Below are 24,238 nucleotides of genomic sequence, written 5' to 3' on the forward strand. Positions count from 1 at the left end.
CTATGCGCCCCACTTCGCCCCATTTTTTCCCACTTTCGTGCCCGCATTATCCCACACCATAACCACGATTGTCAAGGGGGGTGAGGAAAGTTTCGGCAAAGTTTAAGGTATTGTAAATTGAACGATAGTGAGTGATTTCGCGCTCCCAGGTGAACACAATGAACCGAATTGCCCTACTCGCCCAGCTCCACACACTCGACCACGAACACGATGAGGCAACCGCGCGCGTCCGCGCGATTGCCGCCGCGCTTGCCGGCGATCCGCTCGCCGCGACGCGCGCCGAACGCGACGCCACCCACAAAAAACTGGGGGAACTCGCCGCCGCGTTGCGCGATCGCGACCTGGAAGCGCAAACGCTCGACGCGAAAATCCGCGAGGTGGAGCAACGGCTCTACAGCGGACGCGTGACAATTCCCAAGGAACTCGACAGCATCGAAAAGGATTTGCAAATGCACCGGCGGCAACGTGGTGCGCTCGACGAAACGCGCTTGGAGTTGATGGACGCGGTCGAGCAAGCGCAAACGCGCGCAGACGAAACCGCGCGCGCGTTCGCACAAGCCGAGCAAACGCGCGCGAACGAAGTTGAGCGGCTCACGCGCGAACGCGATACGCTGAATGCGCGCATCATCGTCGTGAGCACCTCGCGCGAACACACGCGCGCGTCGCTCGATGCGGACGCGTTGCGGCAGTACGATCAACTGCGGCGCGCCAAAGCCGGGCGCGCGGTCGCGCAACTTGTCCGCGATGCGTGCGGAATGTGCGGTGTCACCGTGCCGACTGGCTTGGCTTCGCGCGTGCGGTCGGGGAGCGAACTTGTTTTGTGTCCCAGTTGCGGGCGAATTTTGGCGATGTGATGAAGACGACGGAGGACGGAGGACAAACGACGAGGAACCGGAGTCCAAGCACGTGGAAACGAAATTGCCGCGATTGGTTTCCCGCACCAAGGAGTGCGGGAAGCAAGGCAACGTGAGCATAAACACCCGTGATTCCCGCACTCGTGAGTTCGTGAAAGATAAGTTTGGCGACATTCCATTCCCATTCGAGTTACATCACAGACAGCAGCTGCCAAAGATATAGAGTTGATTGAATATGCCAAGATTCTTTAGTGTACGTCATAATTTCTTTCACACAAGGGGATTCCCCTGGATACGAAGTCTGATAGAAGGTTTTGGTCAAACTTCTTACTGCAAGATCGAAGGACGAACACTTCATTACGCGAGTGGCGACATAGTAGCCTTACTTGAGCGCGACAAAGGTTCAAGGTGGTCAGACGTGTTAGGATGTGGTGCATTCCCGTTTCTCATTGTTTCAGAAAAAACAATCGAGTGCTGGGAGAAAGATGGCGTTGGCACTTTTCCAATTCACAAAGTAAAAATTGCTAACCCATTGCCCAAGAAACTAATGGAAACAACTGCACCAAATTATTTTTGGATTGATGGGATGGAACTCAGGGGAGCATTGATTGAGTTTGAAGCAAGTGGCTTTATGGGAGTGAAGTTTTGCCCAGAATGCGGCACGCGTACCGACAATATATCAGAAACGTTCAACCATCAGTATGCCCGAGGAGTAACATTCTCTTATGTGTTTCGAGAGAATACCTGGAACGGCTTAAATCTCTTCACCACCGATATTTCTCCCACAGCTTTTTTCTGCACGGATTTAGTTGTCGAGTGTGCACGAAAATATAAACTCACAAATTTTCGATTCATCCCAGTCGAAGAAGCAATACCTTCGCCAATCAAAAACTGAATGCAAAATCGTGGGGCAATTTTCCAAAATTGCCAAACAGAATCCGCGTTTGGCGAAGGTGTTGAGAAGGACACGGAATTGGTAAAGGTCTAAAATATTTGTGACGTTGGGGGACGAAACGAGAACTTGCTGAACGCCGCCAAACACACGCTTGCTGATTCCGCCCGGGCGCGCAATTTTTGGCGTCGTAGTTTTTCATCCGCAATGTACGTTCGGCGGAATCAGCAAGCGTTAGCGTTCTACCAACATCTCATTCTGAATACTGACTTCTGGCTTCTGGCTTCTGAATTCTGACTACCGATTCCAACCATGTCCCGTCCTCTCCTCCTCATCGTCACCGGTCCACCGGGCGCGGGCAAGACAACGCTCGCGCGGAAAATCGCACGCGAGTTTCGCTTGCCACTCATCGCCAAAGACGACATCAAAGAAACGTTGTTCGACACACTCGGCTGGAAGGATCGCGAATGGTCGAAGCAGTTGGGCGGCGCAACGTACGAACTGATCTACTATTTCGTCGAGACTCTGCTGTCCGCCGGGCAATCGCTCATCGTCGAGAGCAATTTTTCGGAAGGCGCGACGCCGCGATTCCGTGCGTGGCAAACCAAGTACGATTTGGCGATTTTGCGAATTCTGCTACAATGTGACCGCGCGATTCTGCTCGAACGCTTCAAATCGCGCTGGTCATCCGGCGAACGGCATCCCGGACACGTGGATCACGAGTCGAGCGACGCCGAGATTGCAGCGATCCTCGAACGCAACGAACGCGCACTCGACCTCGACAGTATGTTGATCGAGATTGATACGACGAATTTCGAGGCGATTGATTACGCGGGATTGTTTGATGCGGTGCGACGCGCAATGCTGAGTTAGCAATCTACTGCGGACGGTGCAATATGGAACTCACCTTTGAATGGGACGCCGCCAAAGCGCAAGAGAATCTCGCCAAACACAAAATCAGTTTTTAGGAAGCCAAGACGATTTTCAACGACCCTTTTCTGTGGATGTTCCCTGACCCGGATCATTCTGACGCGGAACAACGTTTCATCAGCATCGGTTATTCTTCACGCAGACGCGTCTTGGTTGTGAGCCACACCGAGCGGGGCAAGAATATTCGAATGAGTAGTTGCCGCAAGGCGACTGCAACTGAACGGAGAGCGTATGAAGAAGGAAATTAAAACCACTCACCCAGCCCGTGACGACATGCGTCCAGAATATGATTTCAAAAACATGCGCAGAGGCGTGCGCGGCAAGTACTACAAGGACTATCGCGCTGGGCATACCGTCAAGATTCATCGCACCGATGGAACGACGCTCGTTCAACACTTCCAACTTGAAGAGGGCGCAGTCTTGCTGGAACCGGATGTACGCAAATACTTTCCTGATTCCCAGGCAGTGAACCAAGCTTTGCGCGGACTCATCGCGTTACTACCCAAAAAACCAAGCCCTAAAACAAAAGCATGAGCCGTTTGTATATTCGCTTTGGGAAACACGCTCGATGAAACTACTCACCCTGTTTCTTTTGCTAACGATGCCCATGCGCATCTACAAAGATACGACGTTGCCGCCGAACGGCGAGTACCGCCAACCCGTCATTATCATGGCGGATAACGTCACGCTCAATTGCCAGAACTCGGCGATCATCGGCGACACGGTGGGCGTGGGTATTTTGATCCAGAATCGGCGGAACGTGACGATTCGCAATTGTCGCGTGCGCGGCTGGGATGTGGGGATGTACGTCGTGCGCGGGAACGGTTTCCGATTCGAGAACAATGATTTCAGCGGCAACTATCTCGACGATAATTCCAACATCGAACACCTCAAACCGATTCCACACGGCGGCATGATCTTGAACGGCATCCAGAATTCACGCGTCGTCGGCAACACGGCGAACGGCAACATCGCGGGCATTCAAATCATCAACTCGCGACAAATTCTCGTGCAGAGCAACACGACGAGTCGCAATCGCGGCTGGGGGATTTTTCTCTACAGCACCACGGTGAGCCAGGTCTACTCGAACACCGTGGACTATAACAATCGCAGTTGTCCCGAATGGGGCAAGGACGCGGGATGCGGCGCGGCGGGCATCGTCCTGACGAACAAAGCGGACCGCAACAAGATCGCGTGGAACTCGCTCAACTATAATGGCGACGGCATTTATCAAGGCAATCTGCCGGAGACCGCGAGCAGTGATCTCGAAATTTTTGGCAACTATATTTCGCACAGTGTCGCGAACGGCATCGAAGCGACGTTTAGTTTTCGCAATTACATTCACCACAATCAAATGATCGAAGACAATTACGGCGGCTGGTTTGGGTACGCGCAACAATTACGCTTTGAGTACAACACCGTCAAAGACGCGAAGGTAAAAGGCGTGCAGTCGGATAACGCGCAAGGTCATCGCTATGTCGGCAACCTGTTCGACGGCAACGGCGTGTTGCTGCAACCGGTCGAAAATGGCACATGCCAGGGAAACACGTTTGAAAAGAACGAACTTAAAGGCGGCGCGATTACCGAGACTCCGGATTGCAAATGAAACGTGAATTACTAGTTACGTTGATAGTCTTTGGCATCCTGGGTCTGTTATTCTGGCTGGGACGCGCGCCCACATCACCAACCCAGGCGCAGGGCGAAGAGCCGACCAAAGCGCCGTACGTTTTTCCAACGCCGATTTTCATCCCGACATTTCCGCCCGACCCTGCCGCAACGACAAGCGCACCCGCACCGACCAGCGCGCCCGCAGCGGCGAACAACCCCACACCCGCCCGCGCCGCCGACCCAGGATCGAGTGATCGCACGTATACGATTGTGTCCGGCGACAGCCCGTGGATCATCGCGCAAAAAATGTACAACGACGGGACCAAGTACAAGATCATTCTCGATGCGAACAACCTCACGACGAGTTCCAAGTTAAAGGTTGGGAGCACGTTGATTATTCCACCGCTTGCCGGAACACCTCGCCCGTCCGCCCCAACCGCGACCAGCGCCGCGCCAACGCTTGCGCCGATTGCGACCGCGCCGACCATTGCGCCCACGATTGCGGCAACAGGTACGCTGACCGCGACGGTCCCGATTACCACAACCGTCGCAACAACGCGCACCGCGACAGGTTTACTTCCGCCCGGCGTCGTATCATTCGCCGCTTCGGCATTCAACGTATTGAGCGTTGTCGCGTTCATCGGCTCGCTCGCGACTGCCGTGCTGGCGCTCCTCGCGTTCGAACGCTCGCGGCGATTCGCGGTCGTCGAATCGCGCAAGGGACGCTTGACGCGACGATTGAGCCGGTAAAAAGGAAGGGACGTTCGATTGAACGTCCCTACAATTTTTCTTCAACCTGCTGCACCGTCGCGCCGCGCACGCGAATCACTTTGCGCCGCGAAGTTTCTCCCACAATGATTTCGACGTTCGAACGCGGCACACCCAGTTTTTCCGCGAGGAACGCGATGAGCGCGTCGTTCGCTTTGCCTTCGACCGGCGGCGCGTTCAAACGAATCTTGACCGCGTCGCCTTCAATGCCCACGATTTGATTCTTGCTTGCGCGCGGGATCACCTTGACCGCGAACGTGACCGCGCCTTTCGATTCGGAAATCATTTGAACAACGCGCCCGTTCCGAAACGGACGACGAGTCCTGCCGCGAGAATCATGCCCCAGCCGATTTGCCCCGTCAACAAAACGAAAATCGCGGCATAGACCGATGCGAACGTCACATAGATCGCGTGCGTGCCGAGCAAAAATGGACGCGGCGTCGTGGATGCCGCGATTTTTTTCAAGCCAAAAACCATGATCGGAATTTCCGCGCCGGCGAACGCGACCAGGATCAAGCCAATGACAACAATGCCAATTGGATGCGCGACGAGCGTGGGAATCTGGGCGCTCGCCGAACTCGCGAGGTAATAGATGCCCGCGCCCATCAGCAGACCAATCGCCCCGGCAATCGCCACGTCGAGTTTCATGGTTTCGTTTCGCGCTCAAACGATTTGAGAATGACGCGGCGCGTCAGGTTGGGCACATCGTACTTGAGCAGTTCATCGCGCGTGACCCAGCGCGCATCCGTCACGTCGCTGTCCGCGTGCAACTCGCCGCGCGTGTGCTGCGCGGCGAAATCCACGACGACATAGTGATACTGCACGCGATTCTCCGCGTCGCGCGTGACAATGTCTACCACCTCGACCACTTCGCCGAGCGCAATCTCGATGCCACACTCTTCACGTACTTCGCGCGCCGCCGCCTCGCGCAACGATTCGCCCAACTCGATTGCGCCGCCGGGCAAGCCCCACATTCCCACATTCGGCGGCTTGCCGCGCTGAATCAACAGCACGCGGTCGTCGTGCCACACAATGACACCGACGCCGCAAATCGGACGGGCGGGGTATTCGCGCGAATCAGTCATGATCAGTATTCAGTATCCAGTGTTCAGTGTTCAGTATTCCGTACTGAATACTGAAGACTGAATACTGTTTCACTGCTCCCCAGGTATCTTGATGTCCTTGACGTTCAACTGCAATTTCGTATCGCCGTTCCACACGCGCGCTTCGAGTTGGTACGCCACGTCAATCGTCTTGGGTAACGAACCAAGCCAGCTCCCCTGCCGAAACGCGATCGCATCCCACACGGCTTGCCCGTCGGTCAACATCAAACGCAAGTGCTCCGCGCCGACGAGCCGCGCATCGCGCACCATGACATTGCGGCTCACAAACACTGGTTCGCGATTACCAAAGCCGAACGGCGCAAGTTGCTCCAACACTTTTTGCAGGTTCCAATTCATCTCACCTAGCCCGGCTTCGGCATCCACGTTCAAGGTCGGCGCGAGATCGGTCGCGCCCAGTTCACGTGCGGCGATCACTTTGAGGCGCGCTTCGAGCGCGGGCAGGTTTTCGTTCCGCACCGTGAACCCCGCCGCCATCGCGTGACCACCGTGACGCACGAGCAAATCGCGGCATTGATCGAGCGCGGACACAATGTTGAACTCGCTGATACTGCGCGCCGAGCCGCGACTTTCCTCCGCGCCAAAATGCACCGCGACCGCCGGACGATAGTATTCGTCGGTTAACCGGCTCGCGACCAAACCGACAATGCCTTCGAGAAATTCCGGCGCGGTCACAAACAACAAGTGTTCGTGCTCCGTCGAACCCGCCACCGCGTCGCGCGCGCGTTGCGCCATTTCGTTCGTCAAGCGTTGGCGTTCGCGATTCGTCTCTTCGAGTTTGCGCGCGAGATTGTCCGCTTCGCCGGGATACTGGGTCGTCAACACATCGTACGCCATCAACGCGTGTTCGAGTCGCCCCGCCGCGTTGAGTCGCGGACCGAGCGTAAAACCGATCGAGCCAGTATCGAGTGTTTCCGGGCGCACGCCCGCTTGACGCAGCAATGCCTGAATCCCAGGTCGTTCCGATTGGCGCAATTTTTCCAAGCCGCGTTTGACGAGCAAACGATTCTCGCCGGTCACCGGCACGAGATCGGCGACCGTGCCAAGCGCGACGAGATCGTACAAATCGCTCTCGGAAATTTCGGCAGGCGATTTGTTGATCGGCGCGCGTTCTTCGACGCGCATCAACGCTTGCGCGAGTTTGAACGCGACGCCCACGCCGGACAATTCTTTCGACGGATACGGGCACCCAGGTTGTTTCGGATTGACGACCGCGAACGCGTCCGGCAATTCGTCGCTCGGGGCGTGATGATCGGTCACGATCATATCGAGTCCGATCTGTTTGCCGAACGCGACTTCGGGCAGCGAACGCACGCCGCAGTCCACCGTTACGACGACGCCGACGCCTTGTTCTTTCAACTGCGCGAGCGCGTCCTTGTTCAAACCGTACCCTTCGTCAATGCGATGCGGGATGTACGGCTTGACGACCGCGCCGAGCGCCTCGAGTGTTTGCACGAGCAACGCCGTGGCGGTCACGCCATCCACATCGAAATCGCCGTAGACCGCGATCGGTTCGTGCGCGCGCATCGCGCGGCGCAAACGTTCGACCGTTTCGTTCATTCCGCGCAGCGTGAACGGATTGCCGACGAGCGAATCGGGAGCGAGGAACACGTCTACCTGTTCGGGGGTGGTGATGTTACGATTATGCAGAACTTGGACGAGCAGAGGATTGAGTTGCGGAAAGCGCGCGAGTGTCAGCGATGACACGCGCGGCGCAATTAGCCAACGTTTTGGTTTGGGCGGCACATCGTCTCCGTTGTGGTTGATTGAAAGCATTGCAAGGCGTCGTGCTGCCCTGCAAGTTGCAGCGGATTTTACCACGATGCGCGTCAAGACGCAAAAAAGTAAAGACCCTTCGGGTTTCGTAAACCCGAAGGGTCTAACGCGAGAATCAAAACAATCCGCGCACCGTGAGCACCAGACCGAACAACGCGATCGGAATTCCAATCACCGCGCCGACAATCGTCAGCGATACGATCACGCCGACAATCATCAACACGATGCCGAGCACCAGCGCAAGCACGCGCCCGGTCAGTTCAAAAATAATCGTGACGAGTCGCCAAATCGCTTTGATGGGCAAGAGCAGAATATCCACATTACTCCATTTCCCAGAGTTCCCTCATTTCCCTCATTTCCGTCCTAGTTCCCGGAGGAAATGTAGGGAACCAAGGGAACTGAGGGAAATAAGAGAAATTATGCACCCGGCGTTTTGATTTCGTCTTTGTACGGCGCGATCCACCACAAGACGAGGTAGACGATGATACCGAATCCACCCCACAACGTCGCGAGCACAAAGACGAGTCGAACCAAGGTCGGGTCAATGTCGAACAGTTCTGCCAAGCCGTCACACACACCGCCGAGCATTTTCTCCGTACGACTGCGATACATTTTGCGAGCCATAGTTACCTCCTCATCCAATATCTACGCAGGACGCGGTGATTGGTTACAGAGTTTGGAGTAGAAAAGTAAACAGGTAGACAAGTAGACACGTCTTCCTTGTCCACCTATCTACCTGTTAACTTGTTTACTTGTTTTCCTCTCTCAACGCGGCGAGCAACGCCGGCAACGCGTCGCCGGATTTCGCGCGCACGACCGCGTCGGCAAGCGGCGAGAGCGGCGTTTCGTCCGGGTTGATCTCGACGACGAACGCGCCGGCTTGCTTGGCAACGCGCGGGAGAGATGCCGCCGGTTCGACGAGCGCGGAGGTGCCAACCGCGAGAAACGCGTCGCACTGCATCGCCGCGCGAAACGCGCGGTCGAGCGATTCTTGCGGCAAAGTTTCGCCGAACCACACAACATCGGGGCGCAAGTACGCGCCGCAACGCGGACACGCGAACATACCGTCGCGCGCACGCGCTTGTGCGCGATCCACGACGATATTTTCGCGCGCGCATTTATCGCGTTCGAGATTGCCGTGCAATTCGATCACCTCGCGCGAACCGGCGCGCTGATGCAAGCCGTCAATGTTCTGCGTGATGAGCGTAAAATCCGAAAACAACGTCGCCATCTCCGCGAGCGCGATGTGTCCTGGGTTTGGTTGTTTGTCGCGGCACAACTCGCGTCGCCACTCGTACCACTCCCACACGAGTTTGGGATTCCGCGCGAACGCTTCCGCCGTGGCAAGTTGCAACGGATCGAACTTGCGCCACAAGCCGGTTTGCGCGTCGCGAAACGTTGGAATGCCACTCTCCGCCGATACGCCCGCGCCGGTGAGCACGGCGACGCGAGACGCAGACCGCAAACGCGCGATGGTGGAATGCAAGTGCAAGATACGTACTCCTAACTCGGACAAGCCGAAACTACACCGGGCAATTTTGAACGCGGCTCGCTTCGCGCGCGGATTTACGCGGATAAATCTTTTGTCTGCGTTTGTCTGCGTTTGTCCGCGTCCAGATTGCTTTTTTTCGCAACGATTCCACTGGATAGTACTACTGCGGCGTCAATCCCGGCAACGGATATCCGCGCCAGTACTTGCGAAGCACGGCGGCGACCGGCTTTTCGGAATAGTCGAGCCGGAAAACGCCAAAGTGATTTTCCGGCGAATCCGTTTGAATCGGAGGATTGCCCGCCAAGCCAATCGGAAAATCTACGAGCGCCCAGAAAACCGAGCCGCACATTTTGTTCTCTTCGAGCGCGGCGAGAATTGTTTCGTAATGCGCGGCTTGATCGCGCTCGGTGAACGCGCCATCCGGTCCAGGTCCGCCAGTCGCCAAACCGAATTCTTGCAGTAGCACCGGCTTGGTCGTTTGCGTTTTGTAGAATTTGAGCAGGTCGTTCATGCGCTCGGCTTTGTCGTAAAAATGAAAACACCAAAAGTCGAGATACTTGTCGAGCGCGGGTATGTACTGCGCGCGGGCGCGATCAATCCAACCGATCGTTTGCAAATGATGCGGGTCGAGTCGGCGAATTTCTTCGGAGACGTGTTTGAAGAACGCGATCACCGCGTCGGCGTTGAATTGACGCAACGCGCGATCCGGCTCGTTCTGCAAATCCCAGCACAGGATACGCGGGTCGTTGATAAAGGGCGGCAGTAATTCTTCGAGGTACGCGTCGGCGATCCAGTGATTCTGCGGCAGATAGAACGACCAGTCCATGCTGTCGAACAGTGTGAAAATCACTTTGAGATTCAATCGCCCGGCGATATCGAGAAACTCGCGCACGTTCGCCATGTACCGCGCTATCGGCGCAAAATAGTCGTCGCGGCGCTGTTGCGCTTTGGTGTTGTCGAGCGACGCGTTGAAATCAATGAACATCCGCACGACGTTCGCACCCAGGTTCGCGCCGAGGATGAGTTCGCGTTCGGTGACGCGCGGCTCCCACTCGCCGACGTTGAACGTGCGCCAGGGATGTACGCGCGGATAATAGTTGAAGCCGCGAATCGGAAACCGCACGCCGCGATCATAGAATTGATCGCCGCGCACTGTGACGAGTGACGACGACTCTTGCGCGGTGATTGGCATCGTCGGCGTGAGCGCGCCGCCTACAAGTGCGGCGGCAAGTTTGAGAAAATCTCGACGGGTCAAAAAGAACCCCCCACGCTAACCCTCCCCCGCTTGGCAGGAGAGGGAGCATTCAATCATCTGGCACGAGCGATTTGATGACGTTCAAATCCATCACCGGCATCCAACCGTACAGGTACGCTTTGGCGTACTCGCGAAAACCATAGCGGCTGACGACGCGGCGAGACATTGGCTCGGCGTGAATCGCGGCGATGTGATACCCGCGCGCGTGCGCGTCCTCCAAGCGTCGCCGCAGCAACGTCGAATAGATTCGGCGGCTGCGAAATTCCGGCAACGTGGACGCACCACCCAGGTAGGCGATGCCCCCGCGCAGAACAATGCGCGCGTCGGCGACCGCCGCGCCACCCAGCCGCGCCAAGTAGTGAATTTCTTCTTCGCGAAACTTGGGATTCTTGAGCCGCTCATACATGCCTGGGCGCCGTTCGTCCACCTGCGCGGGCGTCCAATTGAAACACGTCGCGATGATCCGCAATTTCTCTTCGATCACTCGGTCGTCCGAACCATCCACGAGATCAATCGTCACTTCGGGGTTGACTGGAATATCGAGCCGATCCAATCTCACGCGCGCCATGATCGCTTGATCGCCCGCGAGCGCGAAACCATGCCGCTCCAAGCGTTCGCGCAAATCGAGCGGCGTGTCGAACGGATTGACGAACCAACAAAATCCAATGTGGCGCGCGCGATGATACGCGATCACCTCTTCGATTTTCGCGTCCGCTTCCGCCGCGCTCCAGCGCACATTCGCGATGCCATTACTGCCGGGATGCGCGTCGCCCGAACCCCAACGCGAAGCCGAGAGACTTTGCGTGCCGCTCACGATTGGGGGCATCCATTCGTACACATCCCACGCGTACTGCATCGAATCGAACAGGCGATTGATCTCGTCATCAGTCAGCGTCGCCGGCGCAATCCAATGCTTGTCGCGGCGGGCGCTCGGAATCGGCGCAGGCGCATAGAGATCAATCATCTCGATGCGATCCTCGCGCAGCGTCAAGAACGCCGCGCGATTGTGCTCGACGTAGCGTTCGTGCTCGGTTGCTTGAATGCGAAATTGCATCGCGACGCAATCGCCTTCGCTCACCGCTGAAAGCATTTGGACACGCGCATCGCGCCACATCGCCGATTCGTCGAGCAACCGGCGCACGACGCGTTCGCGCGGGCGATGCGCCTCGCTGCTTGGTACACCGCTGAGGCGCAGACCGGCATCGGGCGCGAGAATCGCGTCGAACCGCGCCGCATCGTTGGCGACGAGCGCGTCGAGAAATTGTTGGGCGATGGATTTGAAATCACTCATTGGTTGATCCTCCTGCAACTCGCGCCGAGTATATCACGCGTCGCGTGGAAAAACAAAGACGCTCGCCTTTTCAGACGAGCGTCCAAGCCAAGTCATCCGCGCGCGGTTCAGCGCGACCGCAAAGCCAGGTTCAGTCCGCCGAGAACGATGGCAAGCGCGCCAACTCCCCAGCACACGCCGATCCACATGTCGGAACCGAATTGCGTTTCGAGACCGGTCACACCCACGGGCGGATGGCGCACGCCCTTGCCGCTGATCTCGACATCCTCCAACTGATAGTAGTACGTTTGACCCGATTGTACGTCGTTATCGAAATATTTGTACGTGCCGCCAATTTTCGCGTCGTTGACGGCGGGAATGAGTTGGGCGTTGATGCGCGCGTACGGTCCATCCGCGCGCGCGCTCCGATAGATGTTGTAACCGGCAGTATGGACTTCGCTCGTAGTTCGCCACGTAAGTTCTCCATGACTGGTTACGCCTTGACGCACGACGCGCGCGTTGAACGCGACAAGTGTGACCGCCGCTTGCGCCGATGTACTCACCGCGCTCAGAGACATTATCACGCCACCCAGGATCGCGAACAAAATAATCAGCAATGCTCGGCTTGCCATATTCCTCTCCTTCCAATAAAGACAAAGACGTTGCCAAGGCAACGTCTCTGCATTGAGAACGTTCGTGATGAGTTGTGCTGCGCCAGTTCGCTTGATCGCGCGCTGTCCGCAACTCATGCGGCGACACACCCAATATTTTTCTAACTTGATTATCCGCGCTTGATCTTGCAAAGCCGTAACAATCCAAGTAACAAAATCGTAACAAAAAAGCCCCGCGTGGTCGCTGGCGGCGGAAACCTCGCGGGGCTGATCGGTCTAGGCGACATGCTAAAAATTCGTCAGAGAATAACTTTTCAGATCATGGATTGGAACGCTTCGGCGCGCGTTCGCTACATATCCGTTTCCTTGCTTTGAAACTTGTACCCCACGCCGTGAACCGTCACGATATAACGCGGGTTCGACGGGTCATGTTCAATTTTGCGACGCAGGCGCGAGATGGCGACCTTGACGACCTCGTCGTTCTCGTCCGCTTCATAACCCCACACCGCCGCGATAATATCCGACGCGCTGAGAACCACTTCGCGATTCCGCATCAAGTAGTGCAGCAAATCGAACTCGGTGCGCGTCAGTTGCGTTGCCGCACCAGCCACGCTCACCTCGCGCGCGTTGGGGTCGAGTTTGATGTCGCCCAACGCGAGCGGCAACGCCATTTTGGGCTGGCTGGTGCTGTCGCTCGTACTGCGCCGCAACAACGACTGTGCCCGCGCGCGCAACTCGCGCGGACGAAACGGCTTGACGAGGTAATCGTCCGCGCCGAGTTCGAGCGCGCTAACGACGTGATCTTCATCACCCAACCCGGTGAGCACGATGATCGGCACATCGCCGTCGCGCCGTGCGTCTTTCAGCACTTCCATGCCATTGCGTTTCGGCATCATCAAATCGAGTACGACGAGATCCGGCGCTTCGGCTTTAAGCGCGCGCAGAGCCATCTCGCCGTCGAACGCGGTGACGACGGAATAACCCGCGCGTTGAAACGTGTAGCGCAACAAATCCACCAAGTCGCGATCATCGTCCGCCAACAATACTTTCATCGCGTTACGCCTTTTTGCTTTCGGGCGACTCGACGCGCGGGAGACTGAACCAGAACGTCGTGCCTTCGCCCACGCGACTCTCCACGCCGATTTGACCGCCGTGCAACTGCACGATTTCGCGCGCGAGCGCCAAGCCCAAGCCGATGCCAATGCCTTCTTCCTCGGCGCGTCTGCCGCGATAAAATCGTTGAAAGAGCCGCGACTGTTCTTCGGGTTGAATGCCCGGTCCGCGATCCGTCACGCGAAGCGTGACGAAACTCTCGGCGTTTTCCGCCGTGAAGGTGATCGGTTCGCCTTCGGGACCGTACTTGCTCGCGTTCGTCAGCAAGTTGATGAGCACCTGCGTGATGCGCGCCCGATCCGCCAAAACGATACACCCCGCCAAACTCTCCAACCGCACCTGCGCCGACTGCGCGCGACCTTGCAAGAGCGGCGTCATTTGATCGAGCGCGTCTTCGATCAGACTGCTCAAGCGTACCGGCATGGTCCGCACGCGAAAGCGCCCGGCTTGGATGTTCCCCACGTCAATCAAATTCTCGACCAAGCCCTGGAATTTGACGACCGCGCGTTGCATCGCGCGCAACATCACACCCAGGTCTTGCTTGCTCATCGTCGCGTAATCTTCGGCAAGCAATTCGATGGAGGCGCGGAGCGAGGCAAGCGGTCCGCGAAATTCGTGCGCCGCGTTCATGATGAATTCATCTTTCGCGCGCACGAGTTGTTCTTGCGTCGTCGCGTCGTACAGAATATGCACAAAGCCCGCCGCCGCGCCGTCCAACTGAACCTGGGTCGAAATGACGTCGAGCTTGAGTTGCGGTCGCGCGCACAAGGGAAACCGTCCGCGCACGACTAACTCGTGTTCGTTGGTCATGTCCACTTCGCCTAACGCCCACGTCGTTGCGGACGCGCCATTGGCTTGTCCGTCCGCGCAAAACACGTGGTGCCACCGTTGTCCGATCAAACTCGCGCGACTCTGCTGGAGCAACGCTTCCGCCGCCGAGTTGACCGCGGCGATGACCAAGTTGTGATCGCTGATGATCGCCGCCGCGCCCATGCTTTGAATCACCGCGGCATAACGATTGTGCTCTAACGTGGCAGTTTGCAACGCGTGGCGCAACTGGTCGCGCGTGCGATCTAATTCGCGCGCCAGGTCGCCCAGTTCATCGTTCCGCGCCAAACGGATGGGATTCGACAGATCGCCGTGCGCCATTGCGCGCGCCGCGCCGCTCAACTGGCGCAGCGGTCGGGTCAAGTGGCGACTGAATAGGTACGCGCCTACACCTAACCCAATCGCAATCACAATAATGCTAATGCCAAACGTTCTGAAGAGATTCGCGCGCAAAGTATCTATCGCGCTCGCTGAAACGCCGATCCCGTACATTCCCCCGTTCGTCGCCGCAAATTGCATCGGTTTGAACTTGAACAAATAATTGCCAATGTCCGTTTCCACGGTTACGAAACCGCTGGCGCGTCCCTCACGCTGCGCTTTGAGAATCGCCGCGGGCGCGGTCTTGCCGCCCCAGACAAGCCCCTGCACATCCGTCAGCGTGATAATGTACAAGTTGTCGTGGTAAACAATCGCGATTTCTTGATCCAGCTTGCGGAAGCGGTACTGGAGAAAACTACGGTCGAGGTAGAAACCCAAATACAGTGTACCACTGGGCAACGATTTTCCGTTCGCATAAATTGGCAGAATCACGCGTCCCTGCAAACGCCCGGCATTATCCTGCGCCAAACCCGCCACGCGTTTGCCCTCGCGCGCGTCCGCCATGCCCGGCAAATCAAGACCGGTGGTGTGCGTCAACGCCGCGTACTCGCCGAGACGCACCAAGGACCTGCTCTCGGTGTCACAAACCAAAAGGGAATCTACAATGTTCACTCCAGTCCACGGTTCGAGATATTTGGCGAGCGTCGCGCTATCGCGCGCGTGGACAAGCTCGTTGAACGTCTTTTGCTCCACGAGCCAATCACCGAGCGTCGTCAATTCGCGCGTCGCGCGCACCAGGTCGGTTTGAAAACCATCTAGCCCGTCTTCGATCTCGATCTCGGCTTGGGCGCGCGCTTGTTGCCCGGTTTCCAGCCACGCCGCGCTTTCGGCGATTAGCAACGCGAGCGCCAGCGCCAAGACACCCAGATAGATTTGCGCCGCAATCCCCACGCGTGGGAGACGGAATCGGTGGGGCGACGGGGATGAATCATCATTGCGATGTTCGACCATGGTTCCACTCACAGACGCACAGGTCTGATCGAAAAAAGTTGTCCCAGAACACGATTGCATTTTCGACGGGATTCGTCAAAATGTCAATGGGAGAAAACCCTCGACATTGGGCGTTCTCCCAAACGCGGCAGGTGATTTGATTGCGGCAAGATTTATTTGATGACGAACGGCAACGAGACGCTGAAGGGAGCCAATTTGATACCGCCACCGCCGCTGGGGGTCTTTATCGGCGTAGCAGTCGGTGTGCGCGTGTTCGTCGCGGTCGCGGTTGCGGTCGCGGTTGCAGTTGGCATCGCGGTTGGCGTGCGCGTGTTCGTCGCGGTTGCAGTTGGCATTGCGGTTGGCGTGCGTGTGTTCGTCGCGGTTGCAGTTGGCGTGCGCGTGCTCGTCGCCGTTGGCATCGCGGTCGGCGTGCGTGTGTTCGTCGCAGTCGCAGTTGCAGTTGCGGTCGGTGTGTTCGTCGCGGTTGCAGTTGCAGTTGCGGTCGGTGTGTTCGTTGCAGTCGCGGTTGCAGTTACGTTCGCGGTTGGCGTGTTCGTCGCAATTGCGGTCGGTGTCGGCGTGGGCGCGCTTGCGCCGGGCGTGACGATGCGCGTGGCTGGATCGCCAAAGAGCATGAAAACATCAATTGAATCGCGATACGCGCCGCCGGCGTTCTGCCACAAATTCGTTTTGCCGTAAATCGCGGCTTGCCCGATCTGCGTGAGTCCTTGTTGACTGATCGCTTCGAAGAAACCGCGATCCAGAAAATCCTGACCCGCCGCCAAACCCAGTCCGGCGGAGGACCAACTGGCGAGCATTCCTTTTCCGGCAACGCGCACACTCGACTCGCCCAAACTGGAAAAGCCGGGCATGTGAAAGTAGCCGACATAGCACGAGAGCGACAACATCACCGGAAATTTGTCCGTGTTGGTTAGCGCGTTCAAATCGCTCACCTGGAAAATGTACTCGGTTGCCCACGAACCCATAAAGCCATGCCCGACATAGTTGACGACGACATCGCCGCCGCTAATGTCCGCGATCAAGGCGTCGCGCGCCGCCGCGCCGGTCGTGTACGGCGATTGATTGTAGTAGATGCGACTCGCGGTGTACGGCGCGGGCAAGTACCACGCATCGGTCGCGATCAAATCGGAATACAACCAAAAATTGCCCGCGCTGTCCGGGTTGTCGGTCACGAATGTGACCTTGTTCCGCCAATCGCCGGCGGGCGGGTTTTGTTCGTTGCTCAGAATTTTCGCAACCATCGCGTCCACATCCGCCGCGCTGTTCGCCGGCAATCGTCCGATTGCCATGTTCGGCAAATTGTTGTCGGGATTGAACGTCACGTAACGATTGTCGCTCGCCGTTTCGCCGATCCACAAATCCACAAATTTCATGTACGGCGGAATCCAGTTTGGCTCGTTCGTACCGAGATTGTTTTTGAAATCGTAATGTCCATCGCCGACCAACAACACGAATGCCGGCGCGGGCGCTTGCCAATTCGCGTACGTGTAGGCGAGAAAATCATAGATCGCTTGCGCGTCCAGCAAGCCATCGCTAAATTCATCGTAGATGTCTTGAACATCTACGACGCGCACGCGCATCGCTTGCGTCGCGCGAAATGCCGCGAGCGGTTGAATGTTCGCGCTGAACGCGCTAGGCGTGATCGCGATGTAATCCGCGCCGTTGCCTGGGTCGCGCAAGTTGGACGGCGTGTCGAGTGTGAGCCAGACCGGCGTTTGGCGTTGTGCGTTCGTCAGCGCGAGGTACTCGCGCGGCGAAGTGACTGAATCGGCGAACGTCGCGGTGTACGGCGCGCCCACCGAGCTAATGCTTGCGCCCGTGATGCGCGCGACATTCGCGGGGTCGCTAATGTCGAACACCGCGATATTCGCGTTGCTGAATCCGCCGGCGGCGTACTGCCAGGTTCCATTCGTCGCGATGCGAAAACGCAACGTGTCGGTGACCGCCGTGAATGCGCTGGCGTAACTCAAATCGAAATTGTTGATGAACACATTACTGCCCGAACCGATCTCGTTGACGCGCAACGTGTTCGTGCCGGCGACTAACAACGTGTGCGCGACGGACAACGTGACTGTGCGTTCGGTGATGCCCCACCAGGTCGCATCGTCGAGCAGGGTACCGTTCAACGAAATCTGCGTTCGATGCGCGATATTGTTCGCGCCAGTCAGCCGCACTTGCAACGTATCGGAGTACGTGCCGCTCGCCAAATTCGCCAGGTCGAATGGATAGTCGGCGTACGTTGTGCCGTTCGGCACATAATTCCAAAACCAATGATCCGCGCCGTCCACCATCGGAATGCCGGAACGAAAGAGTTTGTCTTGTTCGAGATGCGTCGTCGCGGTGAAGGACGCCGCAGGCGTTCCCGCGCCGCTGTTGTTGCGCGTTGTCATACGTTTGCCCGCGCCGTCGCCAAACGTGAGCCAATAGATGTTCGTATTCGTGTAACGCGTCTGCGCCGCTTGTCCGAAAAATTCGACAACGCCGTCGCCCGCGCCGCTGCACTGCCCGCTCATCGCGATCGCGAGTTCGCCATCATTCTTGAAAATCTTGAGCGTGTTCAAGTCGAGTGTCGCCGTATTGATCCCCGCGCTCTGCAATTGCGCGCAGGTGATTTGATAAATGCCGTCGCGATTGACCGCGATCTTGTACCACGCCCCGCCGGACTGCGTTACGCGCGGCGATGCCGGCGCGCGCGCGGCGCGGGGGGCGCGCCAACTTTGCGCGCTCGCATAGTTGACGAGCGTTTTCTGGAAAATCGAATCGAACGCGCCTTCGCTCACCGCGCTTGCCGGCGCGCGGTACGCGCCGCCTGGATACGTGAACGTGATCTCGACGCGCACGCGGCGATGGAACGCGAGTTGGCGCGTCGCGGGATTGTATTGGAACGGGCGAATCTCGATGGAGGCGAATGCTTGGCTGCGCCACACACCAGTCGAACCGATGCGCGCGACATTTGCCGGATAGAATTGATTCGCCGCGTAGGTCGCGGCATCGGCGATGTACGCGCTACCTGTGCGAACCGGCAACGGCTGGCTCGGCGCGTATTGAATTTGGTCGGTCGGGACGGGCAAGACCGGATTCACGAGCGTTACGTTTTGCGCGTCGTCGGCAGTGATTTTAAGCGACGGCTGCGCGCCGGGGGGAATGCCGATGAGCGCGCCTTTGGTCGGCAATTGCGGCTTGCCGCTTTCGAGCATGAAATCCAAATCGGGAACGGAGAGAAACGTGTAGTTCGTGCTACCAACCTGACGTGTACTCGTGTCATACCCACTCACCGTCAGTTCGAGCACGACACGGCTCGTATCGGATTGCAGAACGCGCAACTGGGCTGGGGTCGCCGCGCGTGCGGTCGCAGGAGAGAAGGTGAGCCACGCGCCAAAAATCAGCGCCACAAACATCCCGCGTTTGAATATCCCACGGGCGCGGCTAGAAAAAATCGCCATTAGATTATCCCTCGCATGTAAAATTAAAGTAACCGTTCAGTCAACCTTGCGAAGGTTCAGAAATAATCTTGCGACTAAATGTGCGTTGGCATCCCCGGTATCATCGAATTCCCAGGTGCTACACAACCTTCGCAAGATTCTGAACCCTTACAAATAAAAATCCGCTCCGAACAACCGAAGCGGACATCAAACGAACAAGAACAAGTCAATGGCAAATGGTCTACAACGACAACCAATATTGAGATGGGCGTTCTCTTCGGCAGCTCGGCGACCATCGTCTTGCGACCTTAGGTCCGTAGCTTTGCGTCACCGGCTTTCGCCGGGTTTGCCTTTGTCGGAGGGATCTTTTTAATGTTCGGCTATATTCTAATGGGCTTGCGCGGTCTGAGCAATGGGATTACGCTCCCCCGTTACTCTGGTCACCCATACGCGTCGCACACGTGCGGTTACAAAAACCCGCAAGGTCTGGTAGACCCTGCGGGTTTGCTTCTCTAGCGTCGCACGTGATCCAGGATTTCAGCAAACCACGCGGCGAGATCGAACGTTGGCGCAGACGGCGACAAGACTCAAAACATCTGCCTTTCAGTCATGTTTGGTAGACTCGCTACCGCCAGATTCCTCCGGCGTGGATGGAATTACGCCTTGAATCAACTTTTCGCAAGCCACCAAAACTTGGCGGGCTTTGCCTAACGCCGACTCGGCATCGTCTCCATCATACAACTCACTTGGTCAATACCTTCGCCAAACGCGGATTCTGTTTGGCAATTTTGGAAAATTGCCCCACGATTTTGCATTCAAGTGATAATGGCGGAGCTCCAAGTGGCGTTCGGCATCTTCCAGGCGCAGTCTGGCATCCTGTAACTGATGATAGGCAAGATTCGGCAGGTTCATATTTCGACCTTTTCACCCAAGGCGGCATCGGGCTTGAGCAACCAAAACCAATGTCCATCGTCGAGATACACTTTTTGCGAGCCAAGTTCGCGCAAACGCGCGCGTAAACGATTGGCACATTTTGAAAAAATTGGTCGCGATCATACAGCAGAACCGCGTCGGTCGTTAGATCGAGATAATAGAGGCTGGTGCGTTGCGCCTCTGCGCGCGTCTTGCGGATGAGACTGAAACCGTGCCAATGCGCGTCGCCAAAATTGCCCGGCACACTCTCGGCGACCTCTTCTTCGAGAGCGCGCGTTAACACGTAACGCTCACCGCGTCGCGGCGGCAATGTTTCAAAGACCACAAGCAGGTCAATGTCCGAGGTGGATTTGAAATCGCCGCGTGCGACCGAGCCATACAACACAATTGAGACGAGATCTTTTCCAAATGTCGCGCGCGCGCGTTGAGCAAACCGCTCTACAAGTGTCTGTACCATTTCTCGATCATTCATCTGTTTCACCATGCAATTTTTACATCAAGTCGCACAGGCACGCAAAGTATATCTGGACAAAGCGCAAAAACCCGAAGGGTCTTAAAGACTCTTCGGGTTTTTGCGTAGCATCATAGCAACTTGCCTTGCTTACTTTTTTTCTTTTCCGTTTTCGCTTGCTTGAAACTGACCGCGCCGCGCGATAAATCCGGATAGCGCGGCGATTCACTTCCGTTGAGCAATCCTTCAATCGTGAGGATTTGTATTTTGGGGAACGCGCCGCTGTGCGGTGATTCGTAAAAGCCCGCGCTCGCGGCTTCGGTCTGCATCGGCTTGGTGGGCGCGGACAATGTGACGAAAAATCCGATTTGCGCTTTTTCGCGCTCGACGGAATTTTTGAGATCCGCGATCATCGTGCGCGTGACGTTCTCGCCGCCCTTGACCGAAACGATGATCTTGCGCGCAGCGGCGGCATCTTTGCTGTCTTGAAAATAAAGAATGCCGTCAATCCCAGAGTCCGCACCTTTTTTGCCGCCGCGATACGGTTGCGCGCCAACGCGCGCACATGCCCAGAATTGGAATTGGTACTTGTCGCGTTCCGCGAGTTCGCGCGCGCCGTCCAAATCTTTTGGCGTACCTTCGACCGCAAACGCGAGATCGGGAAATGCTTTTCTCATGCGCTTTTGATGAGGTCTATCGCGAGCGGCGTGATGTCAATGCCGATCCATCGCCGACCCAGGTTTTGCGCGGCGTGAATCGTCGTGCCGCAACCGCAAAACGGATCGAGCACCAGGTCGCCGGGATTGGACGACGCGGCGATGATGCGCTCGTACAGCGCGAGCGGTTTTTGCGTGGGATAACCCATTCGCTCGTCAGAAACGTCGTGCAACGGTTGAATGTCATTCCAAACGTTCGTGACGATTGAACCTTCTTGCTCGTTCAAATATCGTTTGAGACGCGGACGTTTTGAAAAATCAAAAGAACCATCAGATTTGCGAGGATACCAAACGCGCCCTTCGTCGTGGAGTTTCTGCATCGTTTCGCGTTGATATCTCCAACCTTTTGCCGGGTATGGGAAACCCATCCATTCATACATCATATTCGGGCGTGGATTTGGACTAGCCATGTCCGCAAGTTGATACGAGCCGCGCCCATCGTTATCATCAAAGCGATAAAATTTTTCAAGGTATTCTGGATCATGCTCGCCGTACTGTGGAATAAATTTTGTGCCTCTGGACCTGGCATAGAACAAAATTGTATCAGCAACATCCGGGAATTTTGTCTTGGCGTCGCTATGCGCTGATTGTCGTTTCCAAGTAATCTCATTCCGAAAATTGTCCGCGCCAAAAATCGCGTCAAGAACAATTTTCAAATAATGGCTCGCGGTCGGGTCGCAGTGCAAGTACAGCGAACCAGTCGGTTTCAGAACGCGGTGCAGTTCGAGCAAACGATTCGCCATCATCACGAGGTACGCCATCATATCGCTCTCTTTGAGAAAGCGGCGCAACGATTCAATCATCGCGGCGACATCCGTGTTCGATTGATGCAGTAACTCGGCAAACTCGCGCTCGGCTTTCTCGCCCCAGTGCCACGAATCCTCGAACGCGGTAATCTGCGCGTCGGACTCATGACCCTTCGGCGTTTTGAACAGCAAATTGTAATCGCGTTTCGAGTTGAACGGCGGATCGAGACACACCAGGTCAATCGTCGCGTCGCCGATGTGCGCGCGCAAAATGTCGAGGTTGTCGCCAAAGTAGAGCGTGTTCGGTTGCGTGGTTTGCGTCATTGCGTTTGCTCCATAATCGGGTGGTAGGGGCGAGGCATTCGCCTATGCCGTTTCTTTTGCCAGGTGACTGGTCAATCACGCGCTCAGTTTAACCTGGATATCCTGGCAAATGCCTCGCCCCTACGGACATTACCGCGATTCTAGCACAGCGCGGCAAGTGCGTCAAACAAAAAGACCTGGAAGGTTTCGCGCGAGCGCCTTCCAGGTCTGGGTTACGCGGCATATTCTGGCAAACGTGTCATCACACGCGGATTGCGCAAGCGCGATTTGATCGGTGCGAGCCGTCCCACTTGAACGTAAATGACCGACCGCGCCGGCTTGTCATCGTGTTTGAGATATTTTTTGACGCGGCGGAGGTTCTCGCGGTTGAACTCGGGATCGTTTTTATCCAATAGCACGACGAGCGCATCGTGCGGAATTTGCTTGGCGAACCCAGGGCGCTCGACCACATAACGCGTAAACTCGGTGAACAATTCATCGTATTTCTCGGCAAAGCGGGTATTCATTTTCGCATCCTCATTTCCTTTTCGTACTGCGCGCGGTATTTTTTCCAATTCTTGCGAATATCATCTTGCCCAAACGTGAGGACTTCGGCGTTGGTATAGTACGGAAATTCCTCTTTTGCCGTCGTACCGTCAGGATGAAGCAAATCTTTATGCGGTCTGTTGTGCGCGGTATCATACCGTACGATCTCGCGCCACTGCTCGTCAATCTCTGCCTCGTATTGAATCGTGAATGCCGTGATCACGTCTTTTTCTAAAACGTGATAATGCCTGTACCGATCCGTTGGACTGCCTTGCAAAGGCACAGTGAATTGTGTTATCGGCATCCGCGTTTTCCTTCAATCAAGATTCTATCACAGCGCTGGATTCACGTCAAACAAAAAGACCTGGAAGGTTTCGCGCGAGCGCCTGCCAGGTCTGGGTTACTTATTCTGCCAACGGTCGCCGATCCAACAAATGGCATACCTCGATGCCATCGTCCAGCTCATCCCAGTAAATTACATCGCCCCAGGAATCAATGCGCCAGCGTTTCCGTTGTTGCGGTGTTGCCTGTGCGAGCCATCGCAACCATTTCGTTTTGAGTGACACGCCCACTTGACGCCCGTCGCTCAACGCGACGTACAGCATATCGTTCGCGAAACGCACTGCCGTGGCTTGGACGTTATCTACCGTTGATTTATGCTTTACCGAAATGCTCACTCCACACCTCCAATAATAGCAACCGACTCACGAATCAAGCGAAGAATTTCGGTGAGTTCGGATTGATTATAGCCGCGACTCCACTCGACCTCCAGTTTGACCAGCCATACTTTGGCGCGTTTGTCTCCGCGATAAACGTGAACGTGGGGCGGTTCCATCACGTCACTGGAAAAAAATCGAAACGCGTATTTCCCTGCGCCTCTACCTTTGAGTGGAATGGTCGGCGACATGAATTACCCCGGTGACATAGGAATTTGTTCTTTCGTCAGGATTCTACCACAGCGCGCCGAGTGCGTCAATCAAAAAGACCTGGAAGGTTTCCAAAACCTTCCAGGTCTGCTCCTTCATTCATAACAAACTTGCCCATGCTGTATCCTCTTCGGGACGATCCCAGTCTCGACGCAGAATCGCTTCCGATGCAAACGCAGTCTGATAACTTTCGGAAAGTGGTTCGCGCAATGCCGTGAACTTGGCGCGATCCCTCAAGTAGGAAACGAAATCATACACAACCGCCAGTTTGTCTGCCGGTAACTCACGCAGTCGTTCTTCAATTTCAAGAATCGTCACAGGTTGCATAACCGTTCCTCCTCACTT

25 protein-coding genes, 2 pseudogenes and 1 riboswitch are annotated in these 24,238 nt (G+C 56.3%); of the genes and pseudogenes, 7 read left to right on the top strand and 20 right to left on the bottom strand.

Going from position 1 to position 24,238, the window contains the following annotated elements:
* The first annotated feature begins 158 nt into the window (after positions 1-158).
* The 7 genes and pseudogenes from HY868_13380 to HY868_13410 all read left to right on the top strand — a co-directional run bounded on the left by HY868_13380 (position 159) and on the right by HY868_13410 (position 5,034).
* A complete protein-coding gene (locus HY868_13380; GenBank protein MBI5303121.1) occupies positions 159-854 on the top strand; it encodes a hypothetical protein in 696 nt (231 codons plus the stop codon).
* Positions 855-1,272: 418 nt separating this feature from the next.
* Positions 1,273-1,749, top strand: a complete 477-nt coding sequence (locus HY868_13385) for a hypothetical protein (protein MBI5303122.1) — start codon at positions 1,273-1,275, stop codon at positions 1,747-1,749.
* A 309-nt stretch (positions 1,750-2,058) separates the two neighbouring features.
* A complete protein-coding gene (locus HY868_13390) occupies positions 2,059-2,619 on the top strand; it encodes an ATP-binding protein (GenBank protein MBI5303123.1) in 561 nt (186 codons plus the stop codon).
* A 23-nt stretch (positions 2,620-2,642) separates the two neighbouring features.
* Positions 2,643-2,924 (top strand): annotated as a pseudogene (locus tag HY868_13395) (BrnT family toxin).
* Complete coding sequence (locus HY868_13400; protein MBI5303124.1) at positions 2,908-3,210, top strand: hypothetical protein; 303 nt, start codon at positions 2,908-2,910, stop codon at positions 3,208-3,210. Before HY868_13395 ends, HY868_13400 begins: the two are co-directional and overlap by 17 nt.
* Positions 3,211-3,244: 34 nt before the next feature.
* On the top strand, positions 3,245-4,282 hold the full coding sequence (locus HY868_13405; protein MBI5303125.1) for a right-handed parallel beta-helix repeat-containing protein: 1,038 nt from the start codon (positions 3,245-3,247) through the stop codon (positions 4,280-4,282).
* On the top strand, positions 4,279-5,034 hold the full coding sequence (locus HY868_13410; protein ID MBI5303126.1) for a LysM peptidoglycan-binding domain-containing protein: 756 nt from the start codon (positions 4,279-4,281) through the stop codon (positions 5,032-5,034). Before HY868_13405 ends, HY868_13410 begins: the two co-directional genes overlap by 4 nt.
* A gap of 28 nt (positions 5,035-5,062) precedes the next feature.
* Here the strand turns inward: HY868_13410 and HY868_13415 are convergent, their stop codons facing one another.
* The 20 genes and pseudogenes from HY868_13415 to HY868_13510 form a co-directional block, all read right to left on the bottom strand.
* Positions 5,063-5,338, bottom strand: coding sequence for a YggU family protein (locus HY868_13415; protein MBI5303127.1), 276 nt, complete (start codon positions 5,336-5,338; stop codon positions 5,063-5,065).
* Complete coding sequence (locus tag HY868_13420) at positions 5,335-5,700, bottom strand: hypothetical protein (GenBank protein MBI5303128.1); 366 nt, start codon at positions 5,698-5,700, stop codon at positions 5,335-5,337. The genes HY868_13415 and HY868_13420 overlap by 4 nt, the downstream gene beginning before the upstream one ends.
* Positions 5,697-6,137, bottom strand: a complete 441-nt coding sequence (locus HY868_13425; GenBank protein ID MBI5303129.1) for an NUDIX hydrolase — start codon at positions 6,135-6,137, stop codon at positions 5,697-5,699. The genes HY868_13420 and HY868_13425 overlap by 4 nt, the downstream gene beginning before the upstream one ends.
* A gap of 69 nt (positions 6,138-6,206) precedes the next feature.
* Positions 6,207-7,919 carry a single-stranded-DNA-specific exonuclease RecJ gene (gene recJ / locus HY868_13430; GenBank protein MBI5303130.1) on the bottom strand — a complete coding sequence of 571 codons (1,713 nt, stop codon included), beginning with the start codon at positions 7,917-7,919 and terminating at the stop codon, positions 6,207-6,209.
* Positions 7,920-8,064: 145 nt separating this feature from the next.
* Positions 8,065-8,268, bottom strand: a complete 204-nt coding sequence (locus tag HY868_13435) for a hypothetical protein (GenBank protein MBI5303131.1) — start codon at positions 8,266-8,268, stop codon at positions 8,065-8,067.
* A gap of 98 nt (positions 8,269-8,366) precedes the next feature.
* Positions 8,367-8,573 (bottom strand): PspC domain-containing protein, encoded by a 207-nt coding sequence (locus tag HY868_13440; GenBank protein MBI5303132.1) that lies wholly within the window; start codon positions 8,571-8,573, stop codon positions 8,367-8,369.
* Positions 8,574-8,697: 124 nt separating this feature from the next.
* Entirely contained in the window at positions 8,698-9,414 is a 717-nt protein-coding gene (locus HY868_13445) for an NAD-dependent deacylase (protein ID MBI5303133.1), read from the bottom strand.
* Between the two features lie 187 nt (positions 9,415-9,601).
* Positions 9,602-10,696 carry a cellulase family glycosylhydrolase gene (locus HY868_13450; protein ID MBI5303134.1) on the bottom strand — a complete coding sequence of 365 codons (1,095 nt, stop codon included), beginning with the start codon at positions 10,694-10,696 and terminating at the stop codon, positions 9,602-9,604.
* Between the two features lie 49 nt (positions 10,697-10,745).
* Positions 10,746-11,987 carry a GNAT family N-acetyltransferase gene (locus HY868_13455; protein MBI5303135.1) on the bottom strand — a complete coding sequence of 414 codons (1,242 nt, stop codon included), beginning with the start codon at positions 11,985-11,987 and terminating at the stop codon, positions 10,746-10,748.
* A 107-nt stretch (positions 11,988-12,094) separates the two neighbouring features.
* The gene (locus HY868_13460; GenBank protein MBI5303136.1) at positions 12,095-12,598 is read right to left on the bottom strand and encodes a hypothetical protein; all 504 of its coding nucleotides are present in this window, start codon (positions 12,596-12,598) and stop codon (positions 12,095-12,097) included.
* Positions 12,599-12,927: 329 nt separating this feature from the next.
* Positions 12,928-13,629 (bottom strand): response regulator transcription factor, encoded by a 702-nt coding sequence (locus HY868_13465; GenBank protein MBI5303137.1) that lies wholly within the window; start codon positions 13,627-13,629, stop codon positions 12,928-12,930.
* 4 nt (positions 13,630-13,633) lie between these two features.
* On the bottom strand, positions 13,634-15,847 hold the full coding sequence (locus tag HY868_13470; protein ID MBI5303138.1) for a HAMP domain-containing protein: 2,214 nt from the start codon (positions 15,845-15,847) through the stop codon (positions 13,634-13,636).
* Between the two features lie 152 nt (positions 15,848-15,999).
* A complete protein-coding gene (locus tag HY868_13475) occupies positions 16,000-19,293 on the bottom strand; it encodes a hypothetical protein (protein MBI5303139.1) in 3,294 nt (1,097 codons plus the stop codon).
* A gap of 255 nt (positions 19,294-19,548) precedes the next feature.
* Positions 19,549-19,633, bottom strand: a riboswitch (cyclic di-GMP riboswitch).
* A gap of 381 nt (positions 19,634-20,014) precedes the next feature.
* Entirely contained in the window at positions 20,015-20,677 is a 663-nt protein-coding gene (locus HY868_13480) for a nucleotidyltransferase domain-containing protein (protein MBI5303140.1), read from the bottom strand.
* A gap of 110 nt (positions 20,678-20,787) precedes the next feature.
* Positions 20,788-22,442, bottom strand: a pseudogene (locus tag HY868_13485) (restriction endonuclease).
* A gap of 212 nt (positions 22,443-22,654) precedes the next feature.
* Complete coding sequence (locus tag HY868_13490; GenBank protein ID MBI5303141.1) at positions 22,655-22,948, bottom strand: hypothetical protein; 294 nt, start codon at positions 22,946-22,948, stop codon at positions 22,655-22,657.
* Positions 22,945-23,271, bottom strand: a complete 327-nt coding sequence (locus HY868_13495) for a hypothetical protein (protein ID MBI5303142.1) — start codon at positions 23,269-23,271, stop codon at positions 22,945-22,947. The genes HY868_13490 and HY868_13495 overlap by 4 nt, the downstream gene beginning before the upstream one ends.
* 100 nt (positions 23,272-23,371) lie before the next feature.
* On the bottom strand, positions 23,372-23,572 hold the full coding sequence (locus HY868_13500) for a DUF2442 domain-containing protein (GenBank protein ID MBI5303143.1): 201 nt from the start codon (positions 23,570-23,572) through the stop codon (positions 23,372-23,374).
* A 68-nt stretch (positions 23,573-23,640) separates the two neighbouring features.
* Positions 23,641-23,874 (bottom strand): DUF4160 domain-containing protein, encoded by a 234-nt coding sequence (locus HY868_13505; protein ID MBI5303144.1) that lies wholly within the window; start codon positions 23,872-23,874, stop codon positions 23,641-23,643.
* Between the two features lie 118 nt (positions 23,875-23,992).
* Positions 23,993-24,220 (bottom strand): hypothetical protein, encoded by a 228-nt coding sequence (locus tag HY868_13510; GenBank protein MBI5303145.1) that lies wholly within the window; start codon positions 24,218-24,220, stop codon positions 23,993-23,995.
* Between the last annotated feature and the right edge of the window lie 18 nt (positions 24,221-24,238).

This window comes from Chloroflexota bacterium, assembly GCA_016219275.1.
Classification (GTDB): domain Bacteria; phylum Chloroflexota; class Anaerolineae; order UBA4142; family UBA4142; genus JACRBM01.

What these genes read in the sequence shown, in the direction of transcription:
- HY868_13415 (MBI5303127.1), bottom strand. Translation starts at nt 5,338, where the DNA reads ATGATTTCCGAATCGAAAGGCGCGGTCACGTTCGCGGTCAAGGTGATC.
- HY868_13420 (MBI5303128.1), bottom strand. Translation starts at nt 5,700, where the DNA reads ATGAAACTCGACGTGGCGATTGCCGGGGCGATTGGTCTGCTGATGGGC.
- HY868_13505 (MBI5303144.1), bottom strand. Translation starts at nt 23,874, where the DNA reads ATGTCGCCGACCATTCCACTCAAAGGTAGAGGCGCAGGGAAATACGCG.
- HY868_13380 (MBI5303121.1), top strand. Translation starts at nt 159, where the DNA reads ATGAACCGAATTGCCCTACTCGCCCAGCTCCACACACTCGACCACGAA.
- HY868_13410 (MBI5303126.1), top strand. Translation starts at nt 4,279, where the DNA reads ATGAAACGTGAATTACTAGTTACGTTGATAGTCTTTGGCATCCTGGGT.
- HY868_13470 (MBI5303138.1), bottom strand. Translation starts at nt 15,847, where the DNA reads ATGGTCGAACATCGCAATGATGATTCATCCCCGTCGCCCCACCGATTC.
- HY868_13510 (MBI5303145.1), bottom strand. Translation starts at nt 24,220, where the DNA reads ATGCAACCTGTGACGATTCTTGAAATTGAAGAACGACTGCGTGAGTTA.
- HY868_13390 (MBI5303123.1), top strand. Translation starts at nt 2,059, where the DNA reads ATGTCCCGTCCTCTCCTCCTCATCGTCACCGGTCCACCGGGCGCGGGC.
- HY868_13455 (MBI5303135.1), bottom strand. Translation starts at nt 11,987, where the DNA reads ATGAGTGATTTCAAATCCATCGCCCAACAATTTCTCGACGCGCTCGTC.
- HY868_13425 (MBI5303129.1), bottom strand. Translation starts at nt 6,137, where the DNA reads ATGACTGATTCGCGCGAATACCCCGCCCGTCCGATTTGCGGCGTCGGT.
- HY868_13480 (MBI5303140.1), bottom strand. Translation starts at nt 20,677, where the DNA reads ATGAATGATCGAGAAATGGTACAGACACTTGTAGAGCGGTTTGCTCAA.
- HY868_13440 (MBI5303132.1), bottom strand. Translation starts at nt 8,573, where the DNA reads ATGGCTCGCAAAATGTATCGCAGTCGTACGGAGAAAATGCTCGGCGGT.
- HY868_13475 (MBI5303139.1), bottom strand. Translation starts at nt 19,293, where the DNA reads ATGGCGATTTTTTCTAGCCGCGCCCGTGGGATATTCAAACGCGGGATG.
- HY868_13500 (MBI5303143.1), bottom strand. Translation starts at nt 23,572, where the DNA reads ATGCTGTACGTCGCGTTGAGCGACGGGCGTCAAGTGGGCGTGTCACTC.
- HY868_13490 (MBI5303141.1), bottom strand. Translation starts at nt 22,948, where the DNA reads ATGAATACCCGCTTTGCCGAGAAATACGATGAATTGTTCACCGAGTTT.
- HY868_13400 (MBI5303124.1), top strand. Translation starts at nt 2,908, where the DNA reads ATGAAGAAGGAAATTAAAACCACTCACCCAGCCCGTGACGACATGCGT.
- HY868_13465 (MBI5303137.1), bottom strand. Translation starts at nt 13,629, where the DNA reads ATGAAAGTATTGTTGGCGGACGATGATCGCGACTTGGTGGATTTGTTG.
- HY868_13405 (MBI5303125.1), top strand. Translation starts at nt 3,245, where the DNA reads ATGAAACTACTCACCCTGTTTCTTTTGCTAACGATGCCCATGCGCATC.
- HY868_13495 (MBI5303142.1), bottom strand. Translation starts at nt 23,271, where the DNA reads ATGCCGATAACACAATTCACTGTGCCTTTGCAAGGCAGTCCAACGGAT.
- HY868_13460 (MBI5303136.1), bottom strand. Translation starts at nt 12,598, where the DNA reads ATGGCAAGCCGAGCATTGCTGATTATTTTGTTCGCGATCCTGGGTGGC.